Here is a 13,409-nt window from a genome sequence, read left to right on the forward strand (position 1 = left end):
AAATGAAGCAACTGCGCATCTCGGGAAGCCGGACGGTTTCAATCGAACTGACCACCACCGTGCGAGTGAAACCCAACCTTCTCGGGTTACTGACGTCGGGCGTGGGCGGTGGTTTGAATGCGGGGATGCTGTGGTTCAACGTGATTTCGCTAAAGACCGCCTACAACAGCCTGCAGCAGAGCGATGCACCGGAATACACCATGGGGTTTGCTTCATCGATTTTCGGGGTGATCGGTGCAGTGGCGGCGACGTTAGTCAGCGTGCGCGCAACGCAAAAAGCCGTGATGCTGAGGTTGAGCTCAACAGCACCAGGAATAGCTTTTGGCAATGGCATAATCAAGTTCTTAAGTAGTAATTTGTTTGCGCGTTTAGCAGGATACCCTGCAATAATAACTGGCCTAATTGCTGATGTACTTAAGGCACAGCGTCAGCGCAGTAATGGGAACAAAATGGCAGCTAGGTATACGACGGCTGGCGGCGCAACCATGGCTGCTGGCTCCATCGTCGTACTTGAAGCAGGACTTGCAGTTGCTGGCGCTACGTCGTTGGTGCCCTTTGCCGGATGGGCCGCAGCTGCGCTTGTCCTTGTAGGTGCAGCAATCCTTGGAGGAGGCTTCTATCTCCACGCCAAAGCACATGAGCAACTTCACAGCCCAATTGAGCTTTGGGCCGCGCGTAGTATCTTCGGCAATCGAATTAACGATGGAGAGGTCCGTCCTGAAATCACCTTGGACTATGAAAAAAAACTGCCTGCCTTCCCATCGCTGCACGCGGAAATCCAAGATTGGCACAATGAGCATTACGGGCCAAAACTACTATCAGCCGAACAGGCCATATCATTAGGCGTAAACAAAGTCGATACCCGATGGCATCAGAACGATCACTGGACGCCGCCAAACTGGACAGCCATCACACATAACGAAGTAGTCACGACTCAGCCAACCGTTGAGTTCACAGTGCTTCTGCCAGGCTTCGTGTTAGGGGCAAGCGAATGGTCAGGAAGTTTAAGTAGCATTCGTGAAGATGAGGGGATGGACGTTTTCTCAATCGCCCCCTCTGCCCACCTCGTAGCTGCGGGTTTGGTTCTGCATTTCGAGAACACACTATCCAACCAGCACCATGTTTCCCTACATCTCGCCTACAGCGCCAACCAAGGGCTAGACGGAGACAATGAGATCCATTCAATTTTCCGTCTTGAGCGCTGATCATGGCAACCATTTGGCTATTCAACACGACATCCGATTCAGGTCATAAACCTGCTATTGGCGGACAGCTATTGAGCTTATCCAAAAATACTATATGCCTGCGAAATCCTTGGATAACAGACTCTGTTTTCATGGGGAAGTTATACTGCGCATCGATTATAATAGTTATGGCCGGCATCTATCCCACTACTTTCTTCTCAAGCGATGCCTGGAACCCTTATACTTTCGACCTAGCACTGATGATCGGATTCACACTCACCCCCTTTATATTCTTCCCCTTCCTCGCCTACCGAATATACCTTATAAAAAACTTATCTAACATCTGCCTCCACCGGCCAACTCGAAAGATTTACTATCAACGTTTGAGCAAGACGTTAATCTTCGATTGGAATAACACCGGAGGAGGAATTTTCAAGCGCACTGAGTTTGGCGGTTCATCGTTCAGCACCAGCTATGCCCTCGCTTTCGCCCCTCGCCGAGAGGACGGCAGCCTCCACCAAAAGGATTGCCTCTGGGTGGACAGCAACGAACCCACCGAACCGGGCGTCAAACACGTTGCCGAAGTCTGGGAATACCTCCGCCACTTCATGGACCACGGCCCGGACAAACTTCCCCCACCCGGCGAACCCAACTGGTGGCACAAGCCACTGCACGCGATCTGCCTGACCCCGGCAGAAGCCTGGCGCCACTACGCCCCCTGGCGAACCGGCGAACCCGGTGAAATGCAAGGCAAGAAGAACTGGCAACTGCCGTTCTGGGCCGTGCTGTTCCCCTACAACCTCTCAGTCGCCATCTGCTGGTACGGCGTCTGCCGCCTGTTCAACGTCCGAGCAGCCGCACCGCCCGCAGAAGCCTTCGAAGAGGCACCTCTGCAACCAGGCAAAAGGAAGCGCAAATGAAACCCATCGTACTCGTAGGTCACCGTCATAGCTGCCCGCTGCATGGCGAAGGCACCGTGAAAACCGGCGCAAGCGCAACATTCGTCGATGGCAGAGCCGTCGCACGTGTGGGCGACCGCATCAGTTGCGGTGCCGTCATCGAAACAGGCGCTGCCTGCACGATCATCGAGGGCCAACCAGCGGCACGGGAGGGAGACACAACCAGCCACGGAGGGACTCTGGTTGAGGGAGACCCAGGTTGGCTCGTTGACTAAAGGCAAAAGCCAGCCACCTACCACATCCCCACACCAACTTACTCTAGCTTAATAAACCCCACATGTAGGAATATACTTACACAGGCAACTAAAAACCAAACAAATCCAATAACAGCGAGACCACCACAACCCGCCAAAAACATTTCACAAATTATTTCATTGCTTGCATTCCTACTCAGCAGCAACTAACACTACATCCATCAACTGATGGAGAAACAACATGTCCCGCCTCGCCGAATTCCGCGCCCTCGAACGGCTACTCGCCGCCAAAAAGTCCGAACTTTCCTTCATAAAAATCGACCCCCGCCTAAAGCGCGAATTCGAGTTCGAAAGCAAACTCCACGACTTGCTTGCCGAATACCAATTCGACCTGTCGAATGTATTAGCCATCAGTGAAAGTCAAGACAACAGCACTCAACACCTATGGTCACCACCTCCACCACTCCCCCGTTTCAGATCGCGGCAAAGCAAGCACTACAGAAACCCCTACACCGGCGAGGTGGTAGAAGCGAAGAGCACGTCACACAAAACCCTCCAATTGTGGATCAAGCAATACGGCCGCGCGAAGGTCGAAAGCTGGGCAACTGTATGGTTCTGATTGCACTTGAGCCAGTTGACTCCCTATCCGGAACACATCCAGCCCTTCCTCCCGCCGCCACCTGCCAAGTCTGCGTTTATCAAACAGCGAGAGGTGCATACCGCCTAGCTTCGATCCAGGCTGCCCCTCGCCCCGCAGGCCAACGCAACCGTTCGGTAACCGAACACTAGCCCCGTCCTTGAATTGACGCTGCCGCCTTCACTGCTCACCATGCTCCGGCCTTGCGTGCCCCCTGCCTGGGAACCGGTCACGCGCCCGTAGCACCGCAGCTGAATACAATTTCAAGAAACGAGCAGTTCATGACCCATTCCAAGATCACCCCCGCCGCCGCCCGAATGCCCCAAGGTTCGATCGGCGACAAGCTTCGCGGCGCCTTCGGCGTCGGCAAGACCCGTTGGGGCATGCTTGCCCTGGTGTTCTTCGCCACCACCCTGAACTACATCGACCGTGCCGCGCTCGGCATCATGCAGCCCGTCCTGGCCAAGGAAATGAGCTGGACGGCGATGGACTACGCCAACATCAACTTCTGGTTTCAGGTCGGCTACGCGGTCGGCTTCCTGCTGCAGGGCCGGCTGATCGACAAGGTCGGGGTAAAACGCGCGTTCTTCTTTGCCGTGCTGCTGTGGAGCCTGGCCACCGGCGCCCATGGCCTGGCCACCTCGGCCGCCGGCTTCATGCTCTGCCGCTTCATCCTCGGCCTGACCGAGGCCGCCAACTACCCAGCCTGCGTGAAGACCGTGCGCCTGTGGTTCCCGGCTGGCGAGCGGGCCATCGCCACCGGCCTGTTCAATGCCGGCACCAACGTCGGCGCCATGGTCACGCCGGCCCTGCTGCCGCTGATTTTGGCCGTGTGGGGTTGGCAGGCCGCGTTCATCGCCATGGGCAGCCTTGGCCTGGTGTGGGTGGTGCTGTGGCTGCTGAAGTACTACAACCCTGAAGATCACCCGCGGGTGCGCCAGAGCGAGGTGGCGTACATCCAGCAGGACGACGAGCCTGAGCCAACCCGCGTGCCGTTCAGCCGCATCCTGCGCCTGCGCGGCACCTGGGCCTTTGCGCTGGCCTACGCGATTACCGCGCCGGTGTTCTGGTTCTACCTGTACTGGCTGCCACCGTTCCTCAACCAGCAGTACAGCCTGGGCATCAACGTGACGCAGATGGGTATCCCGCTGATCATCATCTGGCTGACGGCGGACTTCGGCAGCATCGGCGGCGGCATCCTGTCTTCCTGGCTGATCGGCCGTGGCGTGCGCGCCACCACGGCGCGGCTGGTGTCGATGCTGATCTTCGCCTGCACCATGGTCAGCGTCACCTTTGCCGCCCACGCCAGTGGCCTGTGGGTCGCGGTGACGGCCATCTCGCTGGCAGTGGGCGCACATCAGGCGTGGACAGCGAATATCTGGAGCCTGGTGATGGACTACACGCCCAAGCACCTGGTGAGTACTGTGTTCGGTTTCGGCAGCATGTGCGCGGCGATTGGCGGGATGTTCATGACGCAGATCGTCGGTAGCGTGCTGACCGCTACCCATAACAACTATGCCGTGTTGTTCACCATGATCCCGGCGATGTACTTCCTGGCGCTGGCATGGATGTACTTCATGGCGCCGCGCAAGATCGAGCGCGCCTGAACGCGCTGGCCACTTACCTCCACGGGGCCCTTGCGGGCCCTTTTTTTGACCAATCTGATACACGCACTGTGTGTGGGGCCACGCCTGACTCAAGACATGCGCTGTACCTGTGCGAGCGGCTTCAGCCGCGAAGAATCCAACGCGGTGCCTGGCACCGGCTGCGCCGGTGTTCGCGGCTAAAGCCGCTCCCACAAGGCCCCTGCCAAGTCAGTGAATCATGTGCAGCTCTGTGGGAGTGGGCGTGCCCGCGAATACGGGCGATAGCCCGTGCCATGCGCCGCGTTCTATCAGTCAGACTCTGGCCAACACTGCCATGGCCTTCTCCAGCGCCATGCGCGCACGCTGTTCGCCGCTGATGCCCTGCTCCAGCAACTGCCGTGTGGGGATTTCCAGGCTCAGCGGCACACTTGGCGGCAAGCCGCGCAGCAAGCCGACCAGGTCGGCATCGCCCTCGCCGGGGAAGCGCCGTTCATTGCGCGCCTGGCGCAGGATCTCGTCCATGTCGGCCGGTACCGGGCCGGTAACGTCGCACAACTGGGCATAGCGCATGCGCTGCGGCGCCAGCTGCGCCAGGTCGCCCAACGAAGACCCGGAGCGGTTGAAGTGGAAGGCATCCACCAGTACGCAGGCATTGGCGCGATCGGCATTGGCCACCACCCGCATGGCCTGGCGCAGGTCACGTACATCGGTCCAGGGCATGAACTCCAGATGCGGATGAATACCATACCCCACCGCCAGGTCGCACAACGCGGCAAAGCGCTCGGTCAAACGCGCCTCATCCGGGTCGTTGCCAGCCACCAGAAGCTCCGTGCCGCCCAGTTCGGCACCCACCGCCAGAATCGGCTCGAGATCGGCCACGCAGGTTTCCGGCTTCAGCCGCAGGATTTCCAGATCGAGCACCTTGATGCCGGTGTCGCGCAGGCGCGCCTGGGTTTGCCGGCGCAGGTCGGCATCGGCCAGCAGCGGGAAGTGCTGCTCCTGCTCGGTAGCAGGCAGCAGGCGCAGGCCCACGTGGCTGTAACCGGCGCGGGCTGCTGCCTCGACCATGTCCGGTGGGGGTAGCTCGAGCACCGTCAGGGCCGCCAGGGAGAAAATTCGATCAGTCATTATCGTCACCAAACACGTTAAGCGATGTGCTCGGGCGCACAGGCCCGGCCACTTTCCGCTGCCTGGCGGATCGCCTCGATCAGCGCCAAGGTGCGGCCACCGTCGGCGGCATCGATCAGCGGCGCTTGTTCACCCCGAGCCACCCGCACGAAGTGCTGCAATTGCAGGGTCAATGCCTCGCCGACGGGGATGCTTTCCTCGCTCTGCAACAACGGCGTGTGCCAGCCCGACCCGGCCTCGGCGTAATGCCAGCGCTTGAGTTGCGGAATGCTCAGCGCTCCCCGGGTGCCGGCCAGCAGGTAGCACGGCTGGCCATCCTGGCGTGGGTACACCGGGCTTTCGCCGGAATCCAGTTCCCAGCTCCACGGTGCGGCCACCGCATCGGAGCCGGTCAGGCTGCCCAACGCACCATTGGCGAACTGCAGTAGCACCGCCGCGCTGTCTGCGTTGGCAAAACCGCGCACATCGTTGCGGGTGAACGCCTGCACCTGTACCACCTCGCCGCACAGGTGGCGCAGCAGGTCGAGGTCATGGATCAGGTTGGTCAGCAGGAAGCCAGCGCCCGGCTCGCGGCGCCAGGGGGTTTCGAAATAACTGTCGGGCTTTTGCAACTGCCATAGCGCGGTGACGTTGATCAGCCGGCCCAGCTTGCCGTCGCTGATCACCTGGTGGGCCTTGGCAATCAACGGGTTGTGCCGGCGGTGATGGCCAACCAGCACGGGTACCCCCCGGCGGCGCGAGGCCTGCACCAGCGCGCGTACTTCATCCAGATGCACGCCCAGCGGTTTTTCGACCAGCACCGGTACGCCAGCCTCGACGCAATCCAGGGCGCTGGCGACATGCAGGTTGTTCGGGTTGGCGACGATCACTGCCTCGGGGCGCACGTGCTCAAGCATCTGACGGTGGTCGGCAAAACACGGCACGCCGCATTCGACAGCGAAGGCCTCGGCCTGCGGGCTCGGGTCGGCCACGGCGCACAGCCGGGCCTGCGGCACATTGAGCAAATGCTGGTAATGCTGGCGGCCCATGATGCCGGCGCCGATCAAGGCAATACGAAGGGGTGCGTTCAACAGCCTGTCCTCTTGTCATGATTGTCATGCGGATTGTGAAACCAGGTTCCACAATCTACATTCGACAATTTAGAACCATGTTCGGCTTTTCAGAAGAACCGGCAGGACGGACTGTGCGGTAATCGACCGGAAATGCACCGTCAGGCGAACAGCTCGCTGGCCCGACTGGCCGCCGACAGCTCTTCTGCCGCCGCCAGCAACAGCGGCGCCAGCTCTGCCAGACGGGTTTGCGCCAGGCGGGCACTGGGCCCGGCGATGCTCAGTACACCGATCACCTCATCACTTTGCGGGCGGCGTACCACCGCAGCCAAGGCCGAGGTGCCAATCGCCGAGGTTTCCTCGACCCAGGCATAGCCGCGCTCGCGGGCGCGGTGCAGGTAGGTGAGCAGCTCGTCGGTGGAGCGTGGCGCATTCGGGCCGAACTGCGCCGGGTCGGCAATGCCCTGGCGCAACACCATCTGCAGCGCCTGCTCATCGTCCAGGCTGGCCAGCCAGGCATGCCCGGACGCGGTATAGAACAGCGGCGCGTCGCGGCCCATGTCCGGGTCGTAGCGCAGCCCGGAGCGGGCGCCCTGGGACTTGGCGATCCAGGTCTGGCGGGCACCGTCGATCACACCAAGACGCACCAGTTCGCCGCTGTCCTGCGCCAGGCGGTCGAGAATCGGCTGGATGATGTCAGCACCGCTGCTGGCCAGGTAACGAAAGCCCAGCGCCACCAGCTTGGCCGACAGCTGGTAGCGGCTGTTGTCACGGTTCTGCCGCACATAGCCCAGCCGCACCAGCTCGGCGAGCATGCGATGGGCGGCGCTTTTGGGGATGTCCAGGCGCTCGGCCAGGGTTTGCAACGGTAGCCCCTGCGGCTCACCGGTAAGGCTTTCTACAAGACTGAAGGCGCGTTCGATCTGACTACCAGCCATGACACGGGTCCCTGAAATTTTTGCGAATTCTAGAAGATGATTCCACACCGCCGATAGACGCCGCAGCCCGGGAAATGTCCGGTTATCGCCCATTACTTGCCCAGGATGGTCGCCACACCCTTGCGGGGCGATTCGCTGCCAACAAGAATATGGAACCTTGTTCCAATAATAATACAGGAATCCCGCAATGCCTTCTGCTCCCTTCGAAACCGAATGCGATGTACTGGTCATAGGCTCTGGTGCCGCCGGGCTGGCTGCGGCGGTGACGGCTGCCTGGCATGGGCAGAAGGTGATCGTGGTGGAGAAGGAGCCAGTGTTCGGCGGTGCCACTGCCTGGTCCGGCGGTTGGGCCTGGGTGCCGCGCAACCCGCTGGCACGCCGGGCCGGCATCGAGGAAGACATCGAGCAGCCGCGCACCTACCTGCGCAACGAGCTGGGGGCGTACTACAACGCCGAGCGCATCGACGCCTTTCTCGAGGCGTGCCCGCACATGGTGGCGTTTTTCGAAAAGCACACGGTGCTGCAGTTTGCCGCCGGCAACGGCATCCCCGACATGCATGGCGACACACCGGGTGCAGCCCAAGGTGGGCACCAGGTGATCGCTGCTCCCTATGATGCCCGCGAGGTTGGCGCGCTGCTGCCACGCCTGCGCAAGACCCTGCGCGAAACTTCGTTCATGGGCATGCCGATCATGGCCGGTGCCGACCTTGCCGCCTTCCTCAACATGACCCGCTCACCCAAGGCCTTGCTGCACGTGTGCAAGCGCTTTGGCCGCCACTTATACCACTTGGCCCGGTATGGCCGGGCGATGCACCTGGTCAACGGCGTGGCGCTGGTGGCCCGCCTGGCCAAGTCGGCACAGGACCTGGGCGTGCGCCTGCAGGAATCGGCGCCGGCCAAACGCCTGCTGGTCGAGGATGGCCAGGTGCGCGGGGCGCTGGTAGCAATGCCGCAGGGCGAGCAACTGATCTGTGCCAAGGCCGTGGTGCTCGCGGCGGGTGGCTTCCCCAACGACAACGCCCGGCGCCGGCAACTGTTCCCGCGCGATGCCAGCGGCCATGACAACCTGGCCCTGCCCCCCAAGGGCTGTTCGGGCGACGGCCTGCGCCTGGGCGAGTCGGCCGGCGGCGTGGTCGCCACCGAGCTGAAGTCGCCGGTGGCCTGGGCGCCGGTTTCGCAGGTGCCGCACCGCGACGGCAGTGTTGGCCACTTCCCGCACATCATCGAACGCGGAAAACCGGGCATCATCGGTGTACTGGCCAACGGCAAGCGTTTCGTCAACGAAGCGCACGGCTACTACGATTATGTGTCGGCCATGATCGCCGCGGTGCCACAGAATGAAGAGGTGTGCTCGTGGCTGATCTGCGACCATCGTTTCCTGCGTCGCTATGGCCTGGGCCATGCCCGCCCGGCGCCGCTGCCGGTGTGGCCGCACGTGCGCAGCGGCTATCTCAGGCAAGGCGCCACCCTTGAACAGCTGGCCCAGGCCTGCGGCATCGACCCGGTAGGGTTGCGCACCACGGTCAGCGACTTCAACAACCATGCCCGCAACGGCCAGGACCCAGCGTTCGGTCGCGGCTCCACACCGTTCAACCGCAAGCAGGGCGACCCGCAGCACAAAGGGCCCAACCCGTGTGTGGCGCCCATCGAGCAGGGGCCGTTCTATGCGGTGAAGGTACAGCCCGGTTGCTTTGGCACCTTTGCCGGGTTGCGCACCGATGGCAGTGCCCGGGTGCTGGATGAGGCCGGGCAGCCGATTGCAGGCCTGTATGCGGCGGGTACCGACATGGCCAGCGTGTTTGGCGGCTGGTATCCGTCGGGGGGCATCAACCTGGGCCCGGCACTGACCTTTGGCTATGTGGCCGGGCGGCATATTGCCGGGGTGCGGGGGTATGAGTGATTGGTCCTGCATACCGAAAGGATTGCAGCACCTGTGAGACCGAGCGCTGAAACTGCCACGGCAAACGCCTTTCGGCCCTCATGCGATCTGAAGGCAAACTCTCACTGCTTCATGCCCAGTTCGGCATCATCCATCAGCGCCTTGGCCATCGCGCTCAGGTAATGAGCGGCCCAGATCATCATCGGTTTCTCATCCATCAGCCCGGTGATGGTGAGCTCGATGCGGAACAGTGGGTGGGTGCCGTTTTCGCCTTGGTAGAAGGTGGTCTTGCCGACAGTGAATTGGGTGTCTTCTGTGGTCATTATTCAATCCCCCTGAAATATCTCGAGTGCCTGAGCCGGCCCTTTCGCGGGTAAACCCGCTCCCACAGGTACTGTGCAAGTCTTGAAGACTGTGATGATCCTGTGGGAGCGGGTTCACCCGCGAAGAGGCCTGCCCTGGCGACACATCAATAAAGCCTTAATGCAAATTGGGCATCTGCACCTGGATCAAGTGGGCCTTCGAATGAATGGGGGATTTGGGGTGGATCGGGGACAAATTTCAGCATGCTTTGGTATCCATTTGTTGGGCCACTACCGGCCTGCTGTCAAACAGGTAGGTAGGTGGCAGCTGTACATAGGTTGACAGACCGGCGGATACCAGAACCGGCGCACGCGAACGTGCCCCATGCACAGCCACCATGAAGGGCAAAGCCATGCGAAGTATCTCGTCGCGACCCGCCGAGACTAGAGCGCTGCCAAAGCGGCCGCAACGGGAAACAGGCGGCGTGAGTATCTTTAGGAAATGGCCTACAAGGAAGGGGCTAAATCTGATTTTTCGTTCAGGCCGGGCAACGCATCTGCCCCAACCAGTACGCTACATCCACCTCATCGATCTGCTCTGCACGCAGGAAGCGCTCGGCATACTGGCGGTACACACCGCTGCTGAGGAACAGCTCCAGCAGTTGCCCGTCGATGTGCCCGTCGCGGGCCATGCCCACCAGGATCTTCACTGACTCGGACAAAGTCTTCGGCGCCTTGTAAGGCCGGTCGGCCGCGGTCAGCGCCTCGAAGATGTCGGCAATCGCCATCACCCGTTCGGCAATGCCCAGGTCCTGCTCGCCCAACCGGCGCGGGTAGCCGCTGCCGTCGATTTTCTCGTGGTGGTTGCCGGCGATGTCCGGAACCCGCTTGAGCTGGCGCGGAAACGGCAAGGAACTGAGCATGATGATGGTCTGCACGATGTGCTCGTTGATCTTGAAGCGTTCCTCATCATTCAGCGTGCCGCGGCGGATCGCCAGGTTGTACAGCTCGCCGTAATTGCTGGCGTAGGCCGGCAGGCACATGTCGAAGCCCCAGCGGTTGCGCGGGTCGTCCTTGGCCACCGGCGGCTTGCGGGGGCCCCAGGGCACGCAATGCTCAGGGCGGTCGGCCAGCAGTGGTTCGTCAACCGGTAGCGCAGGTGCTGGCAGGTCGGCAAAGCGTTCCACCTCATCACGGGAAATGCCCAGGCGGTTGTCGAAGTGGCGCTGCCAGCGGTGCTGGCCAATCTGCTGCAGGCGCTGGATGTCGGCGTCCTGCATGAACTCGCCGCCAATGTTGGCCTGGGCGACGAAGGCGAAGTCGTCCTGCAGCTGGGCCTGGCTGCGCGCCAGGGTGGCTTGCAGCGCCTGCGGGTCGGCACCGCTGGCCAGGCCTTGCCAGTAGGCCAGCTCGGCATCGCGCCACAGCACTTCGAAGCGCATGCGTACCTCATGGATGCGGTTGTACAAGGTTTCCAGCTTGGTCGCCTTGTCTACTACGTATTCGGGGCTGGTGACCTTGCCGCAATCGTGCAGCCAGGCCGCCACACGGAATTCGTAGCGTTCAGCCGCGCTCATGCTGAAGTTGGCGTACGGACCGGTTTCGGCCGCCACCGCCTGGTCCAGCAGCATCTGCGCCAGTTGTGGCACCCGCTCGCAATGGCCGCCGGTATAGGGGCTCTTGGCATCGATGGCGTCGGCCAGCAGCTTGATCATGGCATCCAGCAGGCGTTGCTGGGCTTCGGCCAGCTGGCGCGTCTCGATGGCCACCGCCACCACCCCGGACAGTTCCTCGACAAAGCGCCGAAACGCCTGGCCCACTTGCTCATGTACATGTTCATCGTCCAGTTGCAGGACCAGGATGCCCAGCAGCGCCTGGCTACGGTCATTCAGCACCAAAGCCAGGCTGTGCTCCTGTAGACCAAGGGCTTGGGTGACCGCCGCCGCCAGGTGCTGCTGGGCAGCCTGGTCCACGGCCAGCTCGCCCGGGTACTGCTCGCCGCGGCAGGCGGCGGCGAGGCGCAGCAAGGCGTGCTCGGTATCGAACAGGTAGACCACGCCGGCATTGACCCCGGAGGCTTCCACCAGATGGCTCAACACACCGTCGAGCATGCGCTCCAGGTCGCGCTCGCGGCTGAGTGTGAGGGTGATCGCCTGGAAGCTGCGGATGGTGCCGGACATGCGGCTGAGCACGCGGCTCAGTTCACGTACCTCGGACACCCGCGAGCGCACCCCCACTTCGCGGCTGAAATCAAAGCCGGCCAGGCCTTGTAGCTGTTCAGCCAGCAGCCGCAACGGGCGGCCGATACGCCGACCGAGCACACCACCGAGCACCAGCAGTACGCTCATCAGGGCAGCGGTCCAGAGCAATTGTTCGAGCAGTACCTTACGCGCACCGGCCAGCAACTCATGACCTGGCACGGCAATCAGCACCTGCAGGTCCTGCCCGGCCAGGGTGGTCAGTGGCACCCGCATGCCATACCAAGTCTGGCCGTCCACCTGATAAGGCTGCGCCCGGGCGCCTAGCGGCAGGTCGGCGTAAAGGTGCTCCAGGCTGGGAATGCCCAGTTCACCGATGCGCGACAAGCGCACGGCCTGCCCTTCGTGCACGATCACCCGCTGCAGGTCCGGGTAGGCCACTACGCTGCCCTGATCGTCGACCACGACGATCTCGGTGCCGGGGGTCATGCGCAGGCCCTGGGTCTCGCTGGCCAGGTCGTCGACCGAAACGTCCATGCCGATCACCGCCCCGCCGTCGATGCTGCGCTGGGCCATGGTCAGGCCGATCTCGCGGGTGGTGAAGAACACATACGGGTGGGTCAGCACGGTGGTGGGCTGGGCGCTGGCTTCGACAAACCAAGGGCGTGTGCGCGGGTCGTAGCGGTATTCGGGCTTGGCCTGGGCCTGCAGCAGGTTCAGCGCGCGGTCGTAGAAACGCCATTCACCCTGCACCGCCCCCCCCTCACGGCTGACGCTCTGCACCAGAAATGCCGTACCCGGCGGCGCGGCGAAACGCTGCAGCAATTGCGGGTCGCGCAAGCGACGCACCAGCAGGAACTCACCACTGGGGTAACCCATGTAGGCAGCACTGAGCATGCGGTTGGCGTCCAGCGTCTCGACCAGTTGCGGCAAGCGTTCCAGGCGCTGCGCCGCGTTTTGCGCAGCCGGGTTGTGGGCGAGCAGGCGGATACTGCTGTGCACCGGGTCGATCAGGCGCCGGGCGCGCTCGTCGATGGTCTTGCCTATTTGCTGGGCAGAATCACCCGCTGCGGCCACCAAAGTCTGGCGAATGCCGCGATAACCCTGCCAGGCCAGGGCGGCGCCGAGCAGCAGCATGCCCAGTACGATGGCGAGTGCCACCAGCCACTGCAGTGAAATGCCACGTCCGGCGTTGCCAGCAGCACGACCATTCGACACGCAGCCCATCTCAGGTACTCCATGTATGGCACATTGCCTTGGCTGATACCCGCAGCAGTGTAGAGGGCGGGCGGGCTTTTTGCCGGGCTGGAGAAGAAATTTAGCCTTGCACGACTCTTCTAGCCAGCACTGACCCT

Annotated in this window: 10 protein-coding genes and 1 pseudogene; 6 read left to right on the forward strand and 5 right to left on the reverse strand. The window is 62.0% G+C overall.

Translation table 11 applies throughout. From position 1 onward, the window contains the following. From FQ664_RS17695 to FQ664_RS17715, 5 genes and pseudogenes are all read left to right on the forward strand, one after another. A pseudogene (locus tag FQ664_RS17695) lies at positions 1-1,205 on the forward strand (T6SS effector BTH_I2691 family protein); the annotation flags it as partial. Positions 1,206-1,207: 2 nt separating this feature from the next. Then, positions 1,208-2,104, forward strand: a complete 897-nt coding sequence (locus tag FQ664_RS17700; protein ID WP_144173728.1) for a hypothetical protein — start codon at positions 1,208-1,210, stop codon at positions 2,102-2,104. Continuing rightward, positions 2,101-2,358, forward strand: a complete 258-nt coding sequence (locus tag FQ664_RS17705) for a PAAR domain-containing protein (protein WP_144173730.1) — start codon at positions 2,101-2,103, stop codon at positions 2,356-2,358. Before FQ664_RS17700 ends, FQ664_RS17705 begins: the two co-directional genes overlap by 4 nt. 220 nt (positions 2,359-2,578) lie before the next feature. Continuing rightward, the gene (locus tag FQ664_RS17710) at positions 2,579-2,956 is read left to right on the forward strand and encodes a histone-like nucleoid-structuring protein, MvaT/MvaU family (RefSeq protein ID WP_144173732.1); all 378 of its coding nucleotides are present in this window, start codon (positions 2,579-2,581) and stop codon (positions 2,954-2,956) included. A gap of 299 nt (positions 2,957-3,255) precedes the next feature. Next, the gene (locus tag FQ664_RS17715) at positions 3,256-4,581 is read left to right on the forward strand and encodes an MFS transporter (RefSeq protein ID WP_144173734.1); all 1,326 of its coding nucleotides are present in this window, start codon (positions 3,256-3,258) and stop codon (positions 4,579-4,581) included. Positions 4,582-4,872: 291 nt separating this feature from the next. Here the strand turns inward: FQ664_RS17715 and FQ664_RS17720 are convergent, their stop codons facing one another. The 3 genes from FQ664_RS17720 to FQ664_RS17730 form a co-directional block, all read right to left on the reverse strand. Next, positions 4,873-5,688, reverse strand: a complete 816-nt coding sequence (locus FQ664_RS17720) for a sugar phosphate isomerase/epimerase family protein (protein ID WP_144173735.1) — start codon at positions 5,686-5,688, stop codon at positions 4,873-4,875. A gap of 17 nt (positions 5,689-5,705) precedes the next feature. Continuing rightward, entirely contained in the window at positions 5,706-6,758 is a 1,053-nt protein-coding gene (locus FQ664_RS17725) for a Gfo/Idh/MocA family protein (protein ID WP_144173736.1), read from the reverse strand. Positions 6,759-6,898: 140 nt separating this feature from the next. Continuing rightward, complete coding sequence (locus FQ664_RS17730) at positions 6,899-7,675, reverse strand: IclR family transcriptional regulator (protein ID WP_144173737.1); 777 nt, start codon at positions 7,673-7,675, stop codon at positions 6,899-6,901. A 187-nt stretch (positions 7,676-7,862) separates the two neighbouring features. On the opposite strand from FQ664_RS17730, the gene FQ664_RS17735 reads away from it, so the two are divergent. Beyond that, complete coding sequence (locus FQ664_RS17735) at positions 7,863-9,575, forward strand: FAD-dependent oxidoreductase (protein WP_144173738.1); 1,713 nt, start codon at positions 7,863-7,865, stop codon at positions 9,573-9,575. Positions 9,576-9,676: 101 nt separating this feature from the next. On the opposite strand, the gene FQ664_RS17740 is transcribed toward FQ664_RS17735, so the two are convergent. Both FQ664_RS17740 and FQ664_RS17745 read right to left on the reverse strand, forming a co-directional pair. Further along, positions 9,677-9,877, reverse strand: a complete 201-nt coding sequence (locus FQ664_RS17740; RefSeq protein ID WP_144173739.1) for a DUF3077 domain-containing protein — start codon at positions 9,875-9,877, stop codon at positions 9,677-9,679. A 518-nt stretch (positions 9,878-10,395) separates the two neighbouring features. Then, complete coding sequence (locus FQ664_RS17745; protein WP_144173740.1) at positions 10,396-13,281, reverse strand: HD domain-containing phosphohydrolase; 2,886 nt, start codon at positions 13,279-13,281, stop codon at positions 10,396-10,398. Between the last annotated feature and the right edge of the window lie 128 nt (positions 13,282-13,409).

The organism is Pseudomonas persica (genome assembly GCF_900291015.1).
GTDB lineage: Bacteria > Pseudomonadota > Gammaproteobacteria > Pseudomonadales > Pseudomonadaceae > Aquipseudomonas.